We start from the raw sequence: 19,833 nt of genomic DNA on the forward strand, positions 1-19,833 counted from the left end.
CATTGCTTCAGAATATGAATGTGGCGGCGAATGCGATTGCCGACAGGAAGGTGTGGGCACATCGGTCATATCGGGTTGCGTGCTGGCCGCGGTGCTTGGCGGGAGGCTGGATGCATGGCGTGATGCCGCGATCGGTCGTCGCCTGCCGGAAGGCAGCGCAACTGTAGGCCCTGTCGGCGAGCAGGAAGCGGGCGTGCGGTAGCTGATCGAGGACCGCGGCAGCGGTCTTGTGGTCGTTGGCCTGGCCCTCGGCAAGATGAAGGAGCAGCGGACGCCCCTGGTCGTCGCAGACTGTCTGCAACTTGGTTGTCAGTCCGCCCCGGCTGCGTCCGATACATCGGGGTAGAGCCCCATTTTTGAGCAGGCTGGCCGCCGTACGATGGGCCTCGAGGTGACAACGTGAAGGCGATCGGTCGGAGTCATTGATTACTGGTCCCCGGAGCCGACCCAATCGCGTCCGGCGCGCTCGACCGTCGCGAGCCATTCCCGCGCCATCAGCCCGTGCCCGGCATAGGTCGGATGTACGCCGTCCCACGACCAGTGGCTCGCCGGAGCGCTAACCATGGCCCGATCGAAGGCGGCCTGATAGCGGACCAGTGGCAGGCGATAGCGCCGCGCAAGATCGGCCACGATCGCCTGGCGCTCGGCCAGTCGTGCGCGCAGCTCCGGCGGGATCGGAGCATAGCGTCCCACCGGCAGCAGGAACGGTTCGCCCAACACGATCCTCACCTCGGGCAAGGCCGCCCGCGTGCGCTCGATGAGGGCTGCGTAGGTCCGGCGATAGGTGTCCGCCGGCACAGGTTTGGCCGAAAGCAGATCATTGATGCCCACCAGGATGCTGAGGACATCGGGTTTCGGGTCGATCACGTCGGTTTGCCAGCGACGCTCCAGATCGGCCACCGTATTCCCGCTGATACCGCGGTTGACGAACCGCAGCCGCCGCTCGGGGAGCTCGGCGCCGATTTCGGCGGCGATCACATAGGCATAGTCCTGCCCCATGATGTGGTTCTGATCGTCGCCTTCGCGCCACCGGCCGCCGTCGGTGATCGAATCGCCCTGGAACAGGACGAGCCCGCCCGGGCGAAGTGCCTGAAGCCGGTTCGCCGTCCGATCGCACAGCCGGGTCGGATCGAGCACGACATGACGGATGCGGGTACGGTCATGGGTATAGGTGATGTGGACCAGCCCGTCGCGCGTCTGGATCACTGCCGGATGAGCATAGCCGTTGCCGATCGGCTTGTTTTCGAGCGTCAGCACCGGCCGCCAATGCACCCCGTCATCCGAGAATGCGACGTCGAGCGGATAGCGCGGCCCCTTGCCTGGCCGGTCGGGATAATGGGCGCTGTGGTTGTAGACCAGCAGCTGCCGCCCGTCCCTCAGCGTCACTGCGTCGGTGCCCGAGTTGGGATTGGGCAGATCGATCGCCGCGAGCGGTGACCAGCTCAGCCCGCCGTCCTTCGACCAGGTCATCGCGAGCGCGCCCTGCCGGGTCCGGGCTATTGCCTCCAGCACACCGTCCTCGTGGAACAGGACGCTCGGCTGGATCGCGTCGATATGCTCGGGCGAGGTGACCGGCGCAGTCGCGGTCCAGTTCCTGCCGCTATCGGTGCTGCGCTCGAAATGCAGCGACCAGCGGTTGCCTTCGCGCTCGGTGCTGGAAGGGGCGAGCCAGCTGCCGTCGGCGAGCGTCACCGGCTTGTTCTTGATCGGACCGAGGATGCCGTCGGGCAGGCGGCGCGCCGCGCTCCACGAGCGGCCGTCGTCGCTCGACGTCATCGCCATGCCCCACCAATGGCGCGGGTCGGGTCCGACCTTGTAGAACAGCGTCAGCGGCCCTTGCGCGGGCTGGAACAGCACCGGATTCCAGGTCGGCAGCCGGGCGCCGTCGGGCTGGATGCCGTCGGCGGCCTTGACCGGCGTCTGCCACACGCCGCCTTGCCGGCGCGCGACATAGATGCTGACGTCGGGATGGCGCTCGTGCGTACCGCCGAACCAGGCGGCGAGCAGCGTGCCGGCTTCAGTCTCGACGATCGTCGAGGCGTGCGCCTGCGGATAGGGCGCGCTCTCGTAGATGAAGTCGGACCCGAGGATCGGCGACGGCGCTGTACAGGCGGGAGCGGGAAGGGGCGCCGCCCAGCTTGGCGTCGACGCGCAAGGCAGAACGGCGGCCAGTGCGATGGTCCGGGGCGTCATCCGCCCGACGAACCGCCGCACCAGCCGCCGCGCAGCGATCACAGCTTCGACGTCAGCTCGGGAACGACCTTGAACAGGTCGCCGACCAGTCCGACGTCGGCGACCTGGAAGATCGGCGCGTCCTCGTCCTTGTTGATGGCGATGATGGTCTTGGAGTCCTTCATGCCGGCGAGGTGCTGGATCGCGCCGGAGATGCCGATCGCGATATAGACCTCGGGCGCGACGATCTTGCCGGTCTGGCCGACCTGGTAGTCGTTGGGGACATAGCCCGCGTCCACCGCCGCCCGCGATGCACCGACCGCGGCGCCGAGCTTGTCGGCGAGCGGCTCGATGATCGCATGGAAGTTCTCGCCGTTCTGGAGCGCCCGGCCGCCCGAGACGATCACCTTCGCGCTGGTCAGCTCCGGACGCTCCGACTTGGCGATCTCGGCGCCGACGAAGCTGGAGACGCCCTTGTCGCCCGGGCCGGCAACCTTCTCGACGCTCGCCGAGCCGCCCTCGCCCGCCGCCTTCTCGAAGGCCGTGGTGCGCACCGTCAGCACCTTCTTCGCGTCCTTCGACTGCACGGTCGCGACCGCGTTGCCGGCGTAGATCGGGCGGGTGAAGGTATCCGCGCTCTCGACCGACAGGATGTCGGAGACCTGCATCACGTCGAGCAGCGCGGCGACGCGCGGCGCGATGTTCTTGCCGGTGGTGGTGGCGGGCGCGACGAAGGCGTCATGATCCGCCATCAGCCCGGCGACCAGCGGCGCGACATTCTCGGCGAGGCCATGGCCATAGGCCGCGTCGTCGGCGACCAGGACCTTCCCGACACCCGCGATCTTCGCCGCCGCCTGCGCGACGCCGTCGACGCCCTGCCCCGCGACCAGCAGGTCGATATCGCCCAGCTTCGCCGCCGCGGTCACCGCCGCCAGCGTCGCGTCCTTGACGGCGCCGCCGTCATGCTCGACCCAAACCAGAGTCTTCATAAAACCGATCCTCTCAATCCGTTCGGGCTGAGCCTGTCGAAGCCCCGCCCTTCTTTCCTCGAAGAAAAGTACGGCCCTTCGACAAGCTCAGGGCGAACGGAGGTTTGACTATTTCGCGATGCCCAGAGCCTTGAGCTTCGTCACCAGTTCGTCGACGTCGGCGACCTTGACGCCCGCGGTGCGCTTCGCCGGCTCGACCACCTTCAGCGTGGCGAGGCGCGGGCTCACGTCGACGCCGTAGTCGGCCGGCGACTTGACGCCAAGCGGCTTGGACTTGGCCTTCATGATGTTGGGGAGCGAAGCATAGCGCGGCTCGTTGAGGCGCAGGTCCGTGGTGACGATCGCCGGCAGCTTGAGCTCGACCGTCTCGAGGCCGCCGTCCACCTCGCGCGTCACTTTCACGCCGCCGCCCCCGACCTCGACCTTGGAGGCGAAGGTGCCCTGGCCCCAGCCGGTCAGCGCGCCGAGCATCTGGCCGGTCTGGTTGTTGTCATCGTCGATCGCCTGCTTGCCGAGGATGATCAGCCCCGGCTGCTCCTCGTCCGCGATCGCCTTCAGGATCTTGGCGACGCCCAGCGGCTCGACCTTCTCGTCGGTCTGAACCAGGATCGCGCGGTCCGCGCCCATCGCCAGTGCGGTACGCAGCGTCTCCTGCGCCTTGGCCTCTCCGATCGAGACCGCGACGATCTCGGTCGCCACGCCCTTCTCCTTGAGGCGGATCGCCTCCTCGACGGCGATCTCGTCGAAGGGGTTCATGCTCATCTTGACGTTGGCGAGGTCGACCCCCGTCCCGTCCGCCTTCACGCGGGGCTTCACGTTATAGTCAAGCACGCGCTTGACCGGCACCAGTACCTTCATCTGCATCCACTCCTGTGGTCTCAACCTCTTCCTGGGGAGGGAAGGCCGATCCCGAAACGTCGTCTCGGCCCGTGGCAGTCACTGTCCGCGCCACTGGGCGGCCCGGGCCTACGCCGGGGCGACGAATAATTCCTATGCCGCCTGCTTCACCTCGGCGACGATCTTCTGCGCGGCGTCGCCCAGGTCGTTGGCAGGCACGATCGCGAGGCCCGAGTTGGCGAGGATGGCCTTGCCCTCCTCGACGTTGGTGCCCTCCAGCCGGACGACCAGCGGCACCGAAAGGTTCACTTCCTTGGCGGCGGCGACGATACCCTCGGCGATGATGTCGCAGCGCATGATGCCGCCGAAGATGTTGACGAGGATGCCCTTCACCGCAGGATCGCTGAGGATGATCTTGAACGCCGCGGTCACCTTCTCCTTGCTCGCGCCGCCGCCGACGTCGAGGAAGTTGGCCGGGAACATGCCGTTCAATTTGATGATGTCCATCGTCGCCATCGCGAGGCCGGCGCCGTTGACCATGCAGCCGATGTCGCCGTCGAGCTTGATGTAGGCGAGATCGTGCTTCGACGCCTCGAGCTCCATCGGATCCTCCTCGGTCTCGTCGCGCAGCTCGGCGAGGTCCTTATGACGGAACGACGCGTTCGAATCGAAGCCGACCTTGGCGTCGAGCACCATCAGCTTGCCGTCGTCCGTGACGGCGAGCGGATTGATCTCGATCTGCGAGGCGTCGGTGCCGAGGAACGCCTGATAGACCTTGCCCGCCAGGCTCTGCGCCTGCTTGGCGAGCTCGCCGGTCAGTCCCAGCGCCTTGGCGACGGCGCGTCCATGGTGGGGCATGAAGCCGGTCGCCGGATCGACGTCGAAGGTGTGGATTTTCTCGGGCGTGTCGTGCGCGACCGTTTCGATGTCCATGCCGCCCTCGGTCGAAACGACGAAGGCGACGCGGCCGGTGGCGCGGTCGACCAGCAGCGCCAGGTAGAATTCCTTGGCGATGTCGACGCCATCGGTGACGTAGAGGCGGTTGACCTGCTTGCCGTGCTCGCCGGTCTGGACGGTCACCAGCGTGTTGCCGAGCATCTCCGACGCCGCGCTGCGGACCTCGTCCTCGGTCCTCGCGAGGCGGACGCCGCCCTTGGCCTCGGGCGGCAGCTCCTTGAACTTGCCCTTGCCGCGGCCGCCGGCGTGGATCTGCGCCTTCACCACGTAGAGCGGCCCGGGCAGCTTCCTGGAGGCCGCGACCGCCTCCTCGACGCTCATCGCCGCATAGCCGGCGGGCACGGGCACGCCGAACTTCGCGAGCAGTTCCTTGGCCTGATATTCGTGGATGTTCACGGGGCGCCTCTTTTTGAAGATCGGGAATGTCGTCGAAGGCCTTAAGCACAGCGCGCGAGGCGAATCCACCCTGCCCCTCCTGCCAGCGGACGAAAGAGGAGCTATATGGTCCGCGTGAACCCGCTCGCCGGCCTTCTCCTCCTGCTCGCCACCGTCGCGGCGATGGAGGGATTCGCCTATGCGATGCATCGATGGGTGATGCACGGGCCGGGATGGGTCCTGCACCGAAGCCATCATCGCCCGCGCGAGGGACGCTTCGAGCTCAACGATCTCTACGCGGTGATCTTCGCGATTCCCTCGGTCGCGCTGCTGTTCGGCGGGACGCAGCTCGGCTGGTGGCCGGGATGTGCATGGATCGGGGCGGGAATTGCCGCCTATGGCGCGATCTACTTCGGCTTTCATGACGTCATCGTCCATCGGCGGCTGCCGACCCGCTACCTGCCGCGCTCCCGCTATATGAAGCGGATCGTGCAGGCGCACCGGCTGCACCATGCGGTCGAGACCAGGGACGGCGCGGTGAGCTTCGGCTTCCTGTGGGCGCCGCGGGCCGCGACGCTCAAGGCCGAACTGGCGCGGCGGGAGCGGGCCGGCGCGCGCGCGGCGACGGGAGCGGCGCGGTGAAGGCGCTCGACTGGCTCGGGCGAGTCGCGCTGCTGGTGCTGAGCGTGCTGGCGACCTTGTCATTGGTCGGATCGCTCGCCTCGGTCTCCGGCGGCCGGCTCGGGGAAGCGGTGCCGGGCCGCGTTGGCGCGCCGCTGCCCGCAGCGGAGGAGACGCCCATGCCTGGCCCGATCGAAGCCGGTGAGGCTCGCGTCACGCCCGATCTCGTCAACGGCACCGCGCCCGCCGGCGCCGTCGCGGTGGAACGGCCGCGCGCGGAGAACGAGATCGCGCGCTGGCTGAAGGCGCTGATCTATGCCGTGCTCGCGCTTGCGGGCTTTGCGGCGGCGGGACTGCTGGTGCTGCTCAGGATCACCGCGCATCTCGCCCGGATCGCGGATCGGTAACGATCTGGGGTTGACCGGATCACTTTTCCGGTGACCGATCGCGATCGGCGAACCCCCTACCGCCGATCCTCCTCCAGCGCAGCGACGAGATCGGCGCGGATCGCGCGGGCGGCGTCGCGCGTGCTGCGGGTGCCGGCCTTGGCCGGGGTCTCGCTCGCGAGCAGCTTCTGGACGCCGCGGATCGTATAGCCCTCATGGTCGAGCAGATGCTGAATGCGGCGGACGAGCGCGACGTCCTCGGGACGATAATAGCGGCGCCGGCCGGCGCGCTGCAGCGGCTTCAGCTGGGGAAAGCGCGTTTCCCAATAGCGCAGGATATGCTGGGCGATACCCGTCTCGCGCGACAGCTCACCGATTGTTCGGAAGGCCCCCGCCGCCTTGTCCGGCGCGGCCATCGCCTGGGTCAGCCGGCCTCGACGATGCGGTCGCGCATCATCTGGCTGGCGCGGAAGGTGAGCACGCGCCGCGGCGCGATCGGCACCTCGACGCCGGTCTTGGGATTGCGCCCGATCCGCTCGCCCTTGTCGCGCAGGATGAAGCTGCCGAAGCCGGAGATCTTGACGTTCTCGCCCCGCGCCAGCGCCTCGCACATATGGGCGAGGATCTGTTCGACCAGCTTGGACGAGTCGGCGCGCGACAGCCCCACTTCATGGTGCAATGCGTCGGCAAGATCGGCCCGAGTGAGCGTTCCGGTCATGTCCATGCGCGATATCCCCTGCCAAGCCAAGCGGCAACGTCCAGACGTTATCATAGCCCGACGAGTCGCGCAAAGCCGAGGATCGTTACGTATTCGTCACGAGTCCCGAAGCCGGACAGGCTTGTCTGTTTCAGCAAGGCTCAGGACCTATTAATTTGTTGCGCTGAATGGTTGTGATGATTCAAGGCGGCAAGTGCTGCCTTGAGTGACTTGCCGATGCTGACGCCGTCGCAGATGCGGCGGATTGAGCCCTATTCCCGCTGTCGCATGGGGGTGCCGCGCGTGGATGACCGGCGGGTGCTGAACGGTATCCTGTTCGCGATCCAACGGCCTGCATTGCCGAGGCGACCCAGACTGCGATGGTCGAGACCTATCGTTATTTCGGCTCGTTGTTTCGGCGTTTGAGGCCGAATACAGGTAAGCCCCGTCGCTTTCGCGGCGGGGCTCCCTATGACGGATCGTCCACCGTGCGGTTTTCAATCCGTCAAAAGATGCTCGTTCTTTCGTCCAAGCCCGTTATCAACGCGGAGTGTCGGGACCGGTTCCGGATCCTGTAAGAATTCTGTAAAAATTTTTGAGGGGGTGTCGATGATGATCCTTTCGCTGCTGCTCGCGACCGCCGCGCCTCAGGCCGTGGCGCCTGCGCCGGCCGATCTCGCCCGCGTCGAGAAGGTGCTGCGCCAATATCCGATCATCGACGGCCACAACGACCTGCCCTGGGAGATCCGCGAGAAGTACGAGGCGAAGGTCGAAGCGGTCGACCTCACCAAGGACACGTCGAAGCTTCCGCTGCCGCTCCAGACCGACATCCCGCGCCTCAGGAAGGGCCATGTCGGCGGCCAGTTCTGGTCGGTCTACATCGACGCCGGCATCACCGGCCCGCGTGCGGTCGAGGTGACGCTGGAGGAGATCGACATCGTCCGCCGCTTCGTCGCCGGACATCCGGACACCTTCGAGCTGGCGGCCACGGCCGCGGACGTGCGCCGCATCCAGAAGGCTGGCCGGATCGCCTCGCTGATCGGCGTCGAGGGCGGGCACCAGATCGACGGGCGGCTATCGGTGCTCAGGCAGTACAAGGCGCTCGGCGTCGGCTACATGACGCTGACGCACGGCAAGAGCCTCGAATGGGCGGACAGCTCGACCGACGCGCCGCGCGCCGGCGGACTCAGCGAGTTCGGCCGTCAGGTCGTCGCCGAGATGAACCGGATCGGCATGATCGTGGACGTCAGCCACGTCGCCGACACGACGATGGCGGCGGCGATCAGGGCGAGCAAGGCGCCGGTGATGGCGTCGCACTCGTCGGCGCGCGCGCTGACCGACCGGCCCCGCAACATCCCCGATGAGCTGCTGAAGGCGATCGCGGCCAACGGCGGCGTGGTGATGGTCAATTTCTATCCCGCCTTCATCTCGCCCGAATGGAACGCGTGGGACAAGGCGCGCAGCGACTATGCCAAGTCGGTCGGCGTGCCGTCGGACGGCTATGGCGACAAGGCGCCGGTGGTCCTCGCCGCCTGGGACAAGGCGCACCCCGAGCCGCGCGTCACCGCCGCGACCGTCGCCGACCACATCGAGCATATCGCGAAGGTGGCAGGCAAGGATCACGTCGGCATCGGCGCGGACCTCGACGGCATCGGCGGCACCGGGCCGGAGGGAATCAAGGGTGTCGACGGCTACCCGCTGGTGTTCGCCGAACTCGCGCGGCGCGGATGGAGCGACGCCGACCTCGCCAGGCTCGCCCAGGGTAACATCCTGCGCGTGATGGAGCAGGTCGAGGCGGTCGCGAAATCGCTCGCGAACCGGCCGCCGGTGGATGCGACTGCACGGAGCTGACCATATCAGCCCGGATCAGGGCGTCAGGGGAGTTCCGGGAATCAGCGACAGCCGCGGCTCGTAGCTCCAGCTTTCGGTGATGATCGAGGCGACAAGGCCGAGGGCGGGCTGGATCTCCGCCGGCTGCGCGCGGTACGCGCCGGCCAGGAGCGACGACAGCGTGCCCCCGGCCCGGCCGAGATCCGCCCAGCGGTCGCGTGCGAGCAGGACCATATAGGCTGGCACCTGCCCGCCGCGCAGCTTGCGATACCAACTCACGCGGAGCGCTGCGCCGCAATGCCGCGCGGCCATGTTGCCGATCGCGCGCTCGAACGCCTGTTCCTCGCCCGGATTTACTCGGATAAGGAAAACGTCCACGACCCGGCTCGGTTCACGGTCCTCCAGCGGGGTTGCGGTGGACGGCTCGGGCCAGAGCTCCCACGTCTCCACGTCGATCGGTTCGGCATAGGGCGCCGCCGTGCGCGCGAAGTCCGCACCGTCGCCGGCGAGATCGGGACGCGCATCGAGATCGGCGAGGCTGGCGCCGGCGGTCGCGTCGATGAACTGCCCCTGCCGCGGGCCGGACCGGACGGTCCAGGCGTACCAGACGAGCCGATCCTGCCGGCGGGCGTGCCAGCCCAGATGCGCGCGATAGCCGCTCTCGAAGCGCGCGCGATCGGTGAGCCGATAGCTGTAGAACTGCGCAATCGTCTTTCCGTCATCCGATTGCACCCGCGCGGCTGAAGGAACGGCGAGGGCGATGGCCGCCGCCAGCAGAAACCTGCGCATCGTGATTCCTCCTCATGCGCGCTTGTTAGGCGCATGACGATCCTTCCAAAATTTTTTCCTCTTGCTGCTGATCTTCGGTACAACTGAAAGATGGACAGCAGCACCCTGCGACGCGCGGCCGTATTCCATGCGGTCGGCCTGGCCGGCGGCATCACCGCCGCCGGACGGCGGATCGGCAAGTCGCCGCCGGCCGTCCATGCCGATCTGCGCCGGTTCGAGCGCGAGGTCGGCATCCGGCTCACCGAGCGCGTCGGGCGCTCGCTCCGGCTCACGCCCAAGGGGCGAGAGATGTTCGACGTGGTCGGACGCGCGCTGTCCGACATCGATCGGGTCTGTGCCGTGATCGGTTCCGACGCGCCAGCCATCTCGCCGCTGCGGCTGGGGGCGGTCACCGGTTTCGGCCGCTATCGCCTCGTTCCTTCGCTCCTTCCGCGCCTTCCGCTGGAGCAGCGCCTGATCCTGCGTACCGGCAGTCAGGATGCCTTGCTGGACGCGCTCGGCCGCGGCGAGATCGATCTCGCCATGACCTATCGCCCGGTCGTAGCCGCGCCTTTCGAGAGCCTGGCGGTGGCGGAAGAGGAGCTCGTGCTGGTCGGTGCGGCCGGAGCTGCTGGAATCGCCGACGCCGGAGCCGGCCGATTGGCTTTCGTCACCTATGACGAATATGAATATGTGTTCGGCCGCTGGTTCGCCGAGGTCATCGGCAGCCAGCCACCGTTCCTCCGGCGCCACGACCATTTCGAGGAGCTCGAGGAGGCGCTGGCCAGCGTCGCGGCGGGGCGGGGCGCGACGATCGCTCCCGCCGATGCCTGTCGCGCCTTCGGCCTCGAGACTGTCGCTCCGGGATGCCGCAACGGCATCTTCCTGTGCGGAAGCAAGGCCGCGCTGAGGACGCCGGAAGCGCAGCTGATCGCCGCATGTCTGGAGCAGTCGGGCTAACCCACCGGCCGCAAAGTCGTTGCCGCCGGTGCGCTCTTCGTCATGATCGCGTGGACACGGCCGAGTCGGCCGGCGGACAGGGAGGGTGCCATGATCGATCGTTCGCGGACGGGAGCGGCGCTGGCCGCGTTGCTGCTGCTCGCGGCCTGCGGCGGGAGTGGGGAAGAGGGCGAACCTGCCGACCAGCCCGCCGCCAATGCCGCCGCGGATGCCGCCAACGTCGCGGCTGCGGCCGCCAACGACGCTGCCGCCAACCTGACCAACGTGGCTGCGGCGGATACAGGGCCGCTCGCTGTCTATGTCGGCCGTCATCCGTCGGAGAAGGTCGATGGCCGCACCTTCCTCGACGAGCCGTTGGTCAAGGCCGCGGTCGGCGCGGTGGCGAAGGATGCCAAGGCGCGCGACTTCGTGTTCCATTACGACGGTCCCGACGCGCCGATCGTGATGAGCGAAGGCCGCATCCTCGCCTGGGGCTGCGAGAAGCACAATTGTGGCTATCACAACTGGTCGGTCGCGATCGCGCCCGACGGGTCGAACGCCGAGGTCTGCTATTACGAGAACGACGATTCGGTCGAGGGGCGGTCGACCTGGTACCTCCCCGGCGGCAGGGCCGAGCAGCGGCCGGGCAACTGCCCCTCCGAATAGGCCGTTCTCGCTCCGGACCCTCCATGTCGCCGGCCAATTCGCTCGAAGTCCCGCTTCGAGCGAGACCCGTCAAACCCGCATCGGCATCAGCACGTACAGCGCCGGCGCCTTCTCGTTCTCGCGAATCAGCGTCGGGGCGGCGGCGTCGGCGAGGTGGACCTCGACCGAATCGCCCTCGATCTGCGCGAGGATGTCGAGCAGGTAGCGGCTGTTGAAGCCGATCTCGAACGGCATCGCGGCATATTCGCCCGGGACTTCCTCCGCCGCCGCACCGTTCTCAGGCGAGGTCACCGACAGGGTGATCTTGTCGCGGTCGAGCGCCATCTTGACCGCACGGGTCTTTTCGCTGGCAATGGTGGCGACGCGATCCACGCCTTCCTCGAAGCTGCGCGGGTCGAGCTTCAGCAGCTTGTCGTTGCCGGTCGGGATCACGCGCGAATAGTCCGGGAAGGTGCCGTCGATCAGCTTGGAGGTGAGGATCGCCTGCCCGAGATCGAAGCGGATCTTCGATCCCGACAGCGACACGCCGACCGATCCGTCGACCTCGTCGAGCAGCTTGCGCAGCTCCCCGACCGCCTTCCGCGGCACGATCACGTCGGGCATCGCCTCGGCGCCGTCCGGCCGCGCCACCGTCACGCGGGCGAGGCGGTGGCCGTCGGTCGCCGCGGCCTTCAGCGAATCGTCGGCGATATGGAGGAAGATGCCGTTGAGGTAGTAGCGCGTCTCCTCGGTCGAGATCGCGAAGCGTGTCTTGTCGATGATCTGCTTGAGCGTCTCCGCCGGCAGCTCGAACTGGGTCGGCAGCTCGCCCTCGGCGATCACCGGGAAATCATCGCGCGGCAACGTCGGGAGCGACGAATTGTAGCGGCCCGCGCGAATCGCCAGGCGTCCTTCCGCGGCGCTCAGCTCCACTTGGCTGCCCTCGGGCAGCTTGCGCGCGATGTCGAACAGCGTGTGCGCGGAGACGGTGGTCGCGCCCGCCTGATCGACCGCGGCCGGCACCGTCTCGTCGATCTGGAGGTCGAGGTCGGTCGCCATCAGCCGGATCGCGCCCCCTCCGGCATCGGCGCCCGACGCTTCGATCAGCACGTTGGACAGGATCGGTATGGTGTTCCTGCGCTCGACCACCGACTGGACATGGCTCAGCCCCTTGAGCAGGGTTGCGCGTTCGATCGTCGCCTTCATCTCAAACCCCCGGACGCCCCCGGGCACGAAGGACATCCGACAGGAACGGATGCGGCCGGCGGCAACTATGCCGAGATATCTCTAGCGCGAAAAAGGGCCGGGGCAAGCGCCCCGGCCCTCTTGTTCGCCGCATTGCGGCAGCGTTGACGTCAGAAGCGGACGCCGACGCCCGCCAGCAGCTGATGGCGGTCGAGGTCGACGTCATAGTCGTCGAGCTTGCTGTAGTTCGAGTAGCGATACTCGCCCTTGATGTAGGCGGTCGGCGTGATCTTGTACTCGATGCCGGCGCCGAGGCGGTAGCCGTCGAGATCGGAGTGATCGCGCACGCTGGTGGTGCCGGCGTCGTAGCGCGCCTCGACCCGCTGGTTGGTGTAGCCGGCCTTGGCGTAAAGCAGCGCCTGCGGCGACACCGCATAGCCGATACGGCCACCGACGTAGATGTCGCGGCCGGCATCGACGCGCAGGCGGTCGCCCGCGGCGAGCAGGTCGTCGGCACGCGTGTCGGCGCTGGAGCCGGTCAGCTCGGCCTCGGCGCCGAACACCGTGCGCCCTGCCTGGAAATCATAGCCGACCGCGCCGCCGTAGACGACGCCGTCCTTGCTGGCACCCTCTCCGCCGTCACCCTTGAAGTGGTCCCAGCCGAGCACGCCTTCGACGCGCGGGCCGCTGAACGGCGCCTGGTCCTGGGCGAAGGCGGGGGTGGCAACGCTGGCCGCCAACAGGGCGGCAAGGGCAATCTTACGCATTGGTAACTCCATTCAAACTCCCGCCAGTGGGTGGCGGGACCGGCTAAATGGTGCGCCGCACACCAAGTTGCATGAACCTCAGATAAACAGCAAAAAGCGTTGCATTTAGGCCACAGATCGGGCTTGGCACGGGGCATGGCGGGACGGACGACACGCAAGGGGCGCGACTTCATCGCGCGGCATGGGGAAACGGTGTTCAACGCTGCGCGAAGGATGCAGGGGAGCCAGCCGCACACCCCCCTGACCCGTGCCGGATTCGTGCAGGCGGATGCGATGGGGGAGGCGCTGCGCCGCATCCTCGGCCCCAAGCCGAACCTTACCATGTGGTCGTCGAGCGCGGGCCGCGCGCTGCAGACGCTGGCGGTGGTCGCCGAACATCTCGAGCTCGACTGGCATCAGGCGCGCCACGACGACCGGCTGGTCGAGATCGGCATGGGCGAGTGGAGCGGGCGCTATTACCGCGACATCGCCGCCGAGATCGGCGAGGGCTTCGTCGACATGGCGAACGGCCTCTACACGCGCCCGCCGCCCGGCGGCGAATGGTACGACGCGATCGCCGCGCGCGTGTCGGGCTGGCTCGACGACACCGACGCCGATCCCGGCGACCGGCTCGTCATCATGCATGGCATGTCGAGCCGCGTGCTGCGCGGGGTGATGACCGGCGCCGACGTGCTCCCCCAGTTCGACGCACCGGTCGCGCCGAGCCTGCCGCAGGGATCGATCGCGATGATCGAGAAGGGCGTCGAGACGATCGTCCACTGGGGCCGCGGCGAGGGCGGAACGCCGACGTGAGGCGCCGGGCATGAGCCTGGCGCTCGCGCTGGCGCTGCAGGCGGCGGCGACCGGGCGGACCGCGCTCGGCGTGTTCGCGCGCTGGGGCGCCTTCCGCGACGCCGCCCCGGCGCGCTGCTACGCCATCGCCGAACCGGTCGCGCACACGCGCGCGCGCGCCTTCGCCAGCATCGCCACCTGGCCGAGCGACGGCGCACGCAACCAGCTCTTCATCCACTTGAGCCGCCCGCGCGCGCCGAACGCCAAGGTCACGCTGTCGATCGGCGAGCGCCGCTTCGAGCTGATCGCGGGCGAGCAGGACGCCTGGGCCCCCGACGCGCGCACCGATGCCGCGATCGTCGCCGCGATTCGTTCGGGGCGCGGCATGAGCGTCGAGACGGTGAGCGCGCGCGGCGCCCCCTTCGCCGACGTCTATCCCTTGAAGGGCGCCGCCACCGCGATCGACGCCGCCGCGGTCGGCTGTGCGGGGCGTTAGCAAGCTCAAGCGCATCTCATTCCATCGTCTCCGGGCGAAAGCGGGGATGCCGATGGAGCTATGTGTTCTCCACCTCAGGGTACCGCGCCCGATTGTCGGCGAGGCTGCCGGCGATCAGTTCCTCGAGCACGCAGCGGCATCGACCTGCTCGTCACCGACGCCGCCGTCCGCGATCGGGCGGAGGCGCTGCTGCCGTTCGTCGTCCTCGTGCCGCTGGTCGGCACGCCGGCGTGGCTGCTCGACGGCGTGTTCATCGGCGCGATCGGCGGACGGGCGCTGCGCAACGCCGCGATCCTCTCGACGGCATTCTACATCGCCACGGACCTCGCGCTGCGCCCGTTCGGTGCCGCAGGGGTGTGGATCGCGCTGCTCGCGAGCTACGCCTATCGCGCGCTTGCGCTCGGCTGGCGCTGGCCGTGGCTGCTCCGCAGCGTCGGCTAGAGGCTGTCCGGACGAAATCGAATCGTGCTCCTGCGAAGGCAGGAGCCCTGGATTACGAGCGTCTCGCTTGCGGCCTGGGCTCCTGCCTTCGCAGGAGCACGACACGGCTTCAACCGACGGGACAGACTCCACGATTTGCGCGAGCCGTCGTCGCCCGTTCCGCCAACGACGCGCTTTCGGCTTTCCTACATGGATTTCAGCCGCTAGGTCGGCGCCCGAGCGGGCGTGCCTACCGCCCGGCCGGGGGGACGGCCCTATGTCGTTTTCCCGGAACTTTCGGAACTTTCGGGGCCCTCGCCCCAGCATCGTCCGGCTCCGGCGAGTCGGCGGTGTCCCCTCAGGAGCCGTTGAACATGTCCGACAAGATCAACCGTGTCGTCCTCGCCTTCTCGGGCGGCCTGGACACGAGCGTGATCCTGAAGTGGCTCCAGCAGACCTATCATTGCGAGGTCGTCACCTTCACCGCCGACCTGGGGCAAGGCGAGGAGCTCGAGCCCGCCCGCGCCAAGGCCGAACTGATGGGCGTCAGGCCCGAGCACATCTTCATCGACGACCTGCGCGAGGAGTTCGTCCGCGACTACGTCTTCCCGATGATGCGCGCCAACGCGCTCTATGAAGGGCTGTACCTGCTCGGCACCTCGATCGCCCGCCCGCTGATCGCCAAGCGCCAGATCGAGATCGCTCGCCAGGTGAACGCCGATGCGGTCAGCCACGGCGCCACCGGCAAGGGCAACGACCAGGTCCGCTTCGAGCTCGGCTATTACGCGCTCGCCCCCGACATCAAGGTGATCGCCCCGTGGCGCGAATGGGACCTGACCAGCCGCACCCGCCTGATCGAGTTCGCCGAGGCGCACCAGATTCCGGTAGCCAAGGACAAGCGCGGCGAGGCGCCGTTCTCGACCGACGCCAACCTCCTCCACACCTCGAGCGAGGGCAAGGTGCTCGAGGATCCGTGGGAAGAGGTGCCTGACTATGTCTACTCGCGCACCGTCAACCCCGAGGACGCACCCGACGCGCCCGAGATCATCACCATCGATTTCGAGAAGGGCGACGCGGTCGCGATCAACGGCGAGGGCCTGTCGCCCGCCGCGCTGCTGGCCAGGCTCAACGACCTCGGCCGCACCCATGGCATCGGCCGGCTCGACCTCGTCGAGAACCGCTTCGTCGGCATGAAGTCGCGCGGCATGTACGAGACGCCGGGCGGCACCATCCTGCACCTGGCGCACCGGGGCATCGAGCAGATCACGCTCGACCGCGGCGCCGCGCACCTCAAGGACGAGCTGATGCCGCGCTACGCGGAGCTCCTCTATAACGGCTTCTGGTTCTCGCCCGAGCGGGAAATGCTGCAGGCGGCGATCGACCACAGCCAGGCCAAGGTCGCGGGCACGGTGCGCCTCAAGCTCTACAAGGGCGGCGTCCACGTCATCGGCCGCAGGTCGCCCCATTCGCTCTATTCGGAGAAGGTCGTGACCTTCGAGGACGACCAGGGCGCCTACGACCAGCGCGACGCGGCGGGCTTCATCAAGCTGAACGCGCTCAGGCTGCGGCTGCTGGGGCGGCGGGATCGCGCCTGAGCGCGGACCGTCAACGGCGCATTAACCCTATCTTAGCGCCTGCCGTGCCACTGCCCTCCTGTCACAGGGGGAGAGCGGGCAGCATGGCGGGAGACAACACGGCGGTCGACGTCGCGATCATCGGGGCGGGTCCGGCGGGGCTGACCGCAGCCTATCTGCTCGGCAAGGCCGGCTACTCCGTCACCGTCATCGAGAAGGACCCCAACTACGTCGGCGGCATCAGCCGCACCGTCGAGCATCGGGGCTTCCGCTTCGACATCGGCGGCCATCGCTTCTTCTCCAAGTCGAAGGAAGTGGTCGATCTCTGGAACGAGATCCTGCCGGACGATTTCATCGAACGGCCGCGGATGAGCCGGATCTATTACGAGGGCCGCTTCTACAGCTATCCGCTGCGCGCGTTCGAGGCATTGCGCAATCTCGGCCTCTGGCGCTCGGCCCTGTGCATGGCGAGCTATGCCAAGGCGAAGCTCTTCCCCATCCGCGAGGTGAGGAGCTTCGAGGACTGGGTGGTCAACCAGTTCGGCCGCAAGCTCTATTCGATCTTCTTCAAGACCTACACCGAGAAGGTGTGGGGAATGCCCTGCGACACGATGTCCGCCGACTGGGCGGCGCAGCGGATCAAGGGCCTCAGCCTCGGCGCCGCGGTGCTCGACGGCCTCAAGCGATCGCTGGGGCTCAACAAGCGCCCCAACGACGGGATGCAGGCCAAGACGCTGCTCGAAAGCTTCCGCTATCCGCGGCTCGGTCCGGGGATGATGTGGGAAGCTGCCCGCGACAAGGTGATCGGCCACGGCAATCAGGTGCTGATGGGCCATGCGCTGCGCCAGCTCTCACATGACGACGCCGCCGGACGCTGGCGCGTACAGGCGACCGGTCCCGCCGGCGAGACGGTTGCGATCAGCGCCGCCCACGTCATCTCAAGCGCGCCGATGCGTGAGCTCGCCACCCGCCTCCATCCGCTGCCGGCGGCGCTGCCGCGGGCCGCGGCGCTGCGCTACCGCGATTTTCTGACCGTGGCGCTGATGGTACGTGCGCCCGATCTCTTTCCGGACAACTGGATCTACATTCATGAGTCGAAGGTGAAGGTCGGCCGCGTCCAGAATTTCCGGAGCTGGTCGCCGGAGATGGTCCCCGATCCCGGGATCGCCTGCGTCGGCCTCGAATATTTCTGCTTCGAGGGCGACGGCCTGTGGGCGTCGACCGACGGCGAGCTCGTCGCGCTGGCGACGCGCGAGATGGCGGCGCTGGGCCTGTGCCGGCCCGACGAGGTGGCCGGCGGCGCGGTGGTCCGCCAGGAAAAGGCCTATCCCGTCTACGACGACGATTATCGCGCCAATGTCGACCAGCTCCGCCGCGAGCTGGAGGAATGCCATCCCACGCTGCATCTCGTCGGGCGCAACGGCATGCACCGCTACAACAACCAGGATCATGCGATGATGACGGCGATTCTGACGGTGCGGAACATCATCGCCGGCGAGCGAGTCTACGATATCTGGGCGGTCAATGAGGACGCCGAGTATCACGAGTCCGGCAACGAGGGCGAACGGGCGGCGCTCACCTCCGAGCGGCTCGTTCCGGAGAAGCTGAAGGCAGCATGACCCGCGTGTTGATGTGGCGGCCGGTGCTGATCGGCTGGGCGCTCGCCGCGGTCGTTCTGATCGTTGTGCTCGCTCCGCTGATCATTCGGTTCGGCTTCCACGATCCGGACGATGCCATGCGCTACCTCGAAGTGCGCGACTGGCTCGCCGGTCAGAGCTGGTGGGACGTCGATCAGCATCGCCTGGGCGGCGGCGACTTCCGAATGCACTGGTCGCGGTTGGTCGACTTGCCGCTCGCCGCGGTGATCGCTCCACTCGCGCCGCTGATCGGCCTCGAGCCCGCCGCGCGCGTGGCGATGGTCGCGATTCCCCTTGTCCAACTCCTCATCGTGATCGCGCTGCTCGCACATCTCACGCGGCGGCTGCTCGGCGATGCCGAGGCCGGCACCGCGATCCTGATCGTGCCGGTCACCGCGCCGCTGCTCGCCCAGTTCCAGCCGATGCGGATCGACCATCATGGCTGGCAGATCGTACTGGCCGTCGCCGCTGTTTCGGCGCTGCTCGGGCGCCGTGGCGTCCGCTCCGGCGCGCTTGCCGGCGCGGCCGCGGCGGCGCTGATCACCATCTCGCTCGAGGGCCTACCCTTCGCCGGGGCGCTGACCGGCGTCGCGGCGGTGGCATGGGCGCTCGATCCGCGCCGCACGCCACAGCTCCGCACGCTGGTCGCGAGCCTCTTCCTGGCTACGCTGGCGCTGCACCTCGCGACGCGCGGGCCCCATTTCTGGGCGCCCGCCTGCGACGCGGTCGCACCGGTCTGGCTCACAATGCTCATGTTTGGAGCGTTAGGCACGCTGGTGGCGACCGCCTTCGCCCGAATCAGCATGGCGGGGCGTCTCGCGATGCTGGTGATGGTCGGCGGTGGCGTGCTCGCGATGCTGCTACTCCTGGCGCCCGAGTGCGCACGTGGTCCTTTCGCACAGCTCGATCCGCTGACACGACGCGTCTGGTTCGAGAATATCGCTGAAGGATTGCCGGTGTGGAAGCAACGGCCGATTCCGGCGCTGATTACCTTCAGCCTTCCCGCTGTGGGGCTGGTTGGCGCGTGGCGTGCCCGGCGCGGCGCGCATGGCGAATGCAAGGATGATTGGGCGATCCTGCTCGCACTTCAAGGAATCGCCCTGCTACTCGCGCTGATGGTGCTTCGCGCCGGTGGTACCGCCAATGCGCTGTCCGTGCCCGGCGCGGCGCTGATCGTGACCCGCCTGCTCGAGCGGGCGCGCGCGATCCGCAGCGCGCCCGCTCGGATCGGCGCGACCGCAGGCGCGCTCGCTTTCGCCGCACCCGGCCTGATGTTTGCTATGGCGCTGTCCCTATTCGAAAAGCCGGCGCCGGCGCTGCGCACGCTTTCCGGCGTGCGGCTGCCGCTGTGCGACAACCGGACCGAGATGAGCGCGCTCGCCCAGCTGCCGCCCGCCCGCCTTTACGCGCCGCTCGACATCTCACCCGCGATTCTCGCGCGGACCCCGCACAGCGCCGTTGCCAGCGGCTATCATCGCAACGTCACGGCGATGCACGAGGTACTCGCGACCTTCCTCGGCAGTGCCGAACAGGCGCGCCGCGCGATCACCGCGCGCCGGGCTGATTATGTCGTCGGCTGTCCGGGGTTGGCCGAGCCCGAGCTCTTCAAGAAATACGCCCCCAACGGCTTCTGGGCGCAGCTGGAGCGCGGCGAGCAGTTCGACTGGCTCGAGCCGGTGCAGATTCCTCATTCACCGATGCTCGTCTGGCGCGTCGTCGATCCGTCAAAGCATAGCTTGTCGCGAGGGGCCTCTCGCCCCTAGAAGC

21 protein-coding genes are annotated in these 19,833 nt (G+C 67.9%); 11 read left to right on the forward strand and 10 right to left on the reverse strand.

Annotated features, from left to right (window positions below; all coding sequences use genetic code 11):
- Positions 1-7 precede the first annotated feature (7 nt).
- The 5 genes from ACMGER_RS04765 to sucC all read right to left on the reverse strand — a co-directional run bounded on the left by ACMGER_RS04765 (position 8) and on the right by sucC (position 5,351).
- Entirely contained in the window at positions 8-484 is a 477-nt protein-coding gene (locus ACMGER_RS04765) for a transposase (protein ID WP_436810956.1), read from the reverse strand.
- Entirely contained in the window at positions 427-2,235 is a 1,809-nt protein-coding gene (locus ACMGER_RS04770; RefSeq protein WP_436810957.1) for an exo-alpha-sialidase, read from the reverse strand. Before ACMGER_RS04770 ends, ACMGER_RS04765 begins: the two co-directional genes overlap by 58 nt.
- The gene (locus ACMGER_RS04775) at positions 2,232-3,161 is read right to left on the reverse strand and encodes an electron transfer flavoprotein subunit alpha/FixB family protein (RefSeq protein WP_436810958.1); all 930 of its coding nucleotides are present in this window, start codon (positions 3,159-3,161) and stop codon (positions 2,232-2,234) included. Before ACMGER_RS04775 ends, ACMGER_RS04770 begins: the two co-directional genes overlap by 4 nt.
- Before the next feature lie 108 nt (positions 3,162-3,269).
- Complete coding sequence (locus ACMGER_RS04780) at positions 3,270-4,019, reverse strand: electron transfer flavoprotein subunit beta/FixA family protein (RefSeq protein ID WP_436811674.1); 750 nt, start codon at positions 4,017-4,019, stop codon at positions 3,270-3,272.
- Between the two features lie 132 nt (positions 4,020-4,151).
- Positions 4,152-5,351, reverse strand: a complete 1,200-nt coding sequence (gene sucC / locus ACMGER_RS04785) for an ADP-forming succinate--CoA ligase subunit beta (RefSeq protein ID WP_436810959.1) — start codon at positions 5,349-5,351, stop codon at positions 4,152-4,154.
- 105 nt (positions 5,352-5,456) lie between these two features.
- On the opposite strand from sucC, the gene ACMGER_RS04790 reads away from it, so the two are divergent.
- Complete coding sequence (locus ACMGER_RS04790; protein ID WP_436810960.1) at positions 5,457-5,972, forward strand: sterol desaturase family protein; 516 nt, start codon at positions 5,457-5,459, stop codon at positions 5,970-5,972.
- Positions 5,969-6,358: a hypothetical protein gene (locus tag ACMGER_RS04795; protein ID WP_436810961.1), complete on the forward strand. Its 390-nt coding sequence runs from the start codon at positions 5,969-5,971 to the stop codon at positions 6,356-6,358. The genes ACMGER_RS04790 and ACMGER_RS04795 overlap by 4 nt, the downstream gene beginning before the upstream one ends.
- Positions 6,359-6,414: 56 nt before the next feature.
- Here the strand turns inward: ACMGER_RS04795 and ACMGER_RS04800 are convergent, their stop codons facing one another.
- Positions 6,415-6,753, reverse strand: coding sequence for a MerR family transcriptional regulator (locus ACMGER_RS04800; RefSeq protein ID WP_436810962.1), 339 nt, complete (start codon positions 6,751-6,753; stop codon positions 6,415-6,417).
- Positions 6,754-6,761: 8 nt separating this feature from the next.
- The gene (locus tag ACMGER_RS04805) at positions 6,762-7,061 is read right to left on the reverse strand and encodes an integration host factor subunit alpha (RefSeq protein ID WP_436810963.1); all 300 of its coding nucleotides are present in this window, start codon (positions 7,059-7,061) and stop codon (positions 6,762-6,764) included.
- A gap of 582 nt (positions 7,062-7,643) precedes the next feature.
- Between ACMGER_RS04805 and ACMGER_RS04810 the strand changes: the two genes are divergently transcribed.
- Positions 7,644-8,885, forward strand: a complete 1,242-nt coding sequence (locus ACMGER_RS04810; RefSeq protein WP_436810964.1) for a dipeptidase — start codon at positions 7,644-7,646, stop codon at positions 8,883-8,885.
- Between the two features lie 15 nt (positions 8,886-8,900).
- Here ACMGER_RS04810 and ACMGER_RS04815 read toward each other — a convergent pair whose 3' ends face one another.
- Positions 8,901-9,653, reverse strand: coding sequence for a hypothetical protein (locus ACMGER_RS04815; protein ID WP_436810965.1), 753 nt, complete (start codon positions 9,651-9,653; stop codon positions 8,901-8,903).
- Positions 9,654-9,743: 90 nt separating this feature from the next.
- Between ACMGER_RS04815 and ACMGER_RS04820 the strand changes: the two genes are divergently transcribed.
- Positions 9,744-10,592: a LysR family transcriptional regulator gene (locus ACMGER_RS04820; RefSeq protein ID WP_436810966.1), complete on the forward strand. Its 849-nt coding sequence runs from the start codon at positions 9,744-9,746 to the stop codon at positions 10,590-10,592.
- A 90-nt stretch (positions 10,593-10,682) separates the two neighbouring features.
- A complete protein-coding gene (locus ACMGER_RS04825) occupies positions 10,683-11,237 on the forward strand; it encodes an Ivy family c-type lysozyme inhibitor (RefSeq protein WP_436810967.1) in 555 nt (184 codons plus the stop codon).
- Positions 11,238-11,306: 69 nt separating this feature from the next.
- Here ACMGER_RS04825 and dnaN read toward each other — a convergent pair whose 3' ends face one another.
- Positions 11,307-12,422 carry a DNA polymerase III subunit beta gene (gene dnaN, locus ACMGER_RS04830; RefSeq protein ID WP_436810968.1) on the reverse strand — a complete coding sequence of 372 codons (1,116 nt, stop codon included), beginning with the start codon at positions 12,420-12,422 and terminating at the stop codon, positions 11,307-11,309.
- 149 nt (positions 12,423-12,571) lie between these two features.
- Positions 12,572-13,168, reverse strand: a complete 597-nt coding sequence (locus ACMGER_RS04835; RefSeq protein WP_436810969.1) for an outer membrane protein — start codon at positions 13,166-13,168, stop codon at positions 12,572-12,574.
- Between the two features lie 135 nt (positions 13,169-13,303).
- On the opposite strand from ACMGER_RS04835, the gene ACMGER_RS04840 reads away from it, so the two are divergent.
- The 6 genes from ACMGER_RS04840 to ACMGER_RS04865 all read left to right on the forward strand — a co-directional run bounded on the left by ACMGER_RS04840 (position 13,304) and on the right by ACMGER_RS04865 (position 19,829).
- Entirely contained in the window at positions 13,304-13,960 is a 657-nt protein-coding gene (locus ACMGER_RS04840; RefSeq protein ID WP_436810970.1) for a histidine phosphatase family protein, read from the forward strand.
- 10 nt (positions 13,961-13,970) lie between these two features.
- A complete protein-coding gene (locus ACMGER_RS04845) occupies positions 13,971-14,435 on the forward strand; it encodes an invasion associated locus B family protein (RefSeq protein ID WP_436810971.1) in 465 nt (154 codons plus the stop codon).
- A gap of 60 nt (positions 14,436-14,495) precedes the next feature.
- Positions 14,496-14,876, forward strand: a complete 381-nt coding sequence (locus ACMGER_RS04850; RefSeq protein ID WP_436810972.1) for an MATE family efflux transporter — start codon at positions 14,496-14,498, stop codon at positions 14,874-14,876.
- A 353-nt stretch (positions 14,877-15,229) separates the two neighbouring features.
- On the forward strand, positions 15,230-16,450 hold the full coding sequence (locus tag ACMGER_RS04855; RefSeq protein WP_436810973.1) for an argininosuccinate synthase: 1,221 nt from the start codon (positions 15,230-15,232) through the stop codon (positions 16,448-16,450).
- A gap of 83 nt (positions 16,451-16,533) precedes the next feature.
- Positions 16,534-18,048: an NAD(P)/FAD-dependent oxidoreductase gene (locus tag ACMGER_RS04860; RefSeq protein ID WP_436810974.1), complete on the forward strand. Its 1,515-nt coding sequence runs from the start codon at positions 16,534-16,536 to the stop codon at positions 18,046-18,048.
- The gene (locus tag ACMGER_RS04865; RefSeq protein WP_436810975.1) at positions 18,045-19,829 is read left to right on the forward strand and encodes a hypothetical protein; all 1,785 of its coding nucleotides are present in this window, start codon (positions 18,045-18,047) and stop codon (positions 19,827-19,829) included. Before ACMGER_RS04860 ends, ACMGER_RS04865 begins: the two co-directional genes overlap by 4 nt.
- Positions 19,830-19,833: the final 4 nt, after the last annotated feature.

The organism is Sphingomonas astragali, assembly GCF_051400615.1.
Taxonomy (GTDB): Bacteria; Pseudomonadota; Alphaproteobacteria; order Sphingomonadales; family Sphingomonadaceae; genus Sphingomonas.

What these genes read in the sequence shown, in the direction of transcription:
- ACMGER_RS04765 (WP_436810956.1), bottom strand. Translation starts at nt 484, where the DNA reads ATGGCTCGCGACGGTCGAGCGCGCCGGACGCGATTGGGTCGGCTCCGG.
- ACMGER_RS04775 (WP_436810958.1), bottom strand. Translation starts at nt 3,161, where the DNA reads ATGAAGACTCTGGTTTGGGTCGAGCATGACGGCGGCGCCGTCAAGGAC.
- ACMGER_RS04780 (WP_436811674.1), bottom strand. Translation starts at nt 4,019, where the DNA reads ATGAAGGTACTGGTGCCGGTCAAGCGCGTGCTTGACTATAACGTGAAG.
- ACMGER_RS04790 (WP_436810960.1), top strand. Translation starts at nt 5,457, where the DNA reads ATGGTCCGCGTGAACCCGCTCGCCGGCCTTCTCCTCCTGCTCGCCACC.
- ACMGER_RS04800 (WP_436810962.1), bottom strand. Translation starts at nt 6,753, where the DNA reads ATGGCCGCGCCGGACAAGGCGGCGGGGGCCTTCCGAACAATCGGTGAG.
- ACMGER_RS04805 (WP_436810963.1), bottom strand. Translation starts at nt 7,061, where the DNA reads ATGGACATGACCGGAACGCTCACTCGGGCCGATCTTGCCGACGCATTG.
- ACMGER_RS04810 (WP_436810964.1), top strand. Translation starts at nt 7,644, where the DNA reads ATGATGATCCTTTCGCTGCTGCTCGCGACCGCCGCGCCTCAGGCCGTG.
- ACMGER_RS04815 (WP_436810965.1), bottom strand. Translation starts at nt 9,653, where the DNA reads ATGCGCAGGTTTCTGCTGGCGGCGGCCATCGCCCTCGCCGTTCCTTCA.
- ACMGER_RS04820 (WP_436810966.1), top strand. Translation starts at nt 9,744, where the DNA reads ATGGACAGCAGCACCCTGCGACGCGCGGCCGTATTCCATGCGGTCGGC.
- ACMGER_RS04825 (WP_436810967.1), top strand. Translation starts at nt 10,683, where the DNA reads ATGATCGATCGTTCGCGGACGGGAGCGGCGCTGGCCGCGTTGCTGCTG.
- dnaN (WP_436810968.1), bottom strand. Translation starts at nt 12,422, where the DNA reads ATGAAGGCGACGATCGAACGCGCAACCCTGCTCAAGGGGCTGAGCCAT.
- ACMGER_RS04835 (WP_436810969.1), bottom strand. Translation starts at nt 13,168, where the DNA reads ATGCGTAAGATTGCCCTTGCCGCCCTGTTGGCGGCCAGCGTTGCCACC.
- ACMGER_RS04840 (WP_436810970.1), top strand. Translation starts at nt 13,304, where the DNA reads ATGGCGGGACGGACGACACGCAAGGGGCGCGACTTCATCGCGCGGCAT.
- ACMGER_RS04845 (WP_436810971.1), top strand. Translation starts at nt 13,971, where the DNA reads ATGAGCCTGGCGCTCGCGCTGGCGCTGCAGGCGGCGGCGACCGGGCGG.
- ACMGER_RS04850 (WP_436810972.1), top strand. Translation starts at nt 14,496, where the DNA reads ATGTGTTCTCCACCTCAGGGTACCGCGCCCGATTGTCGGCGAGGCTGC.
- ACMGER_RS04855 (WP_436810973.1), top strand. Translation starts at nt 15,230, where the DNA reads ATGTCCGACAAGATCAACCGTGTCGTCCTCGCCTTCTCGGGCGGCCTG.
- ACMGER_RS04860 (WP_436810974.1), top strand. Translation starts at nt 16,534, where the DNA reads ATGGCGGGAGACAACACGGCGGTCGACGTCGCGATCATCGGGGCGGGT.
- ACMGER_RS04865 (WP_436810975.1), top strand. Translation starts at nt 18,045, where the DNA reads ATGACCCGCGTGTTGATGTGGCGGCCGGTGCTGATCGGCTGGGCGCTC.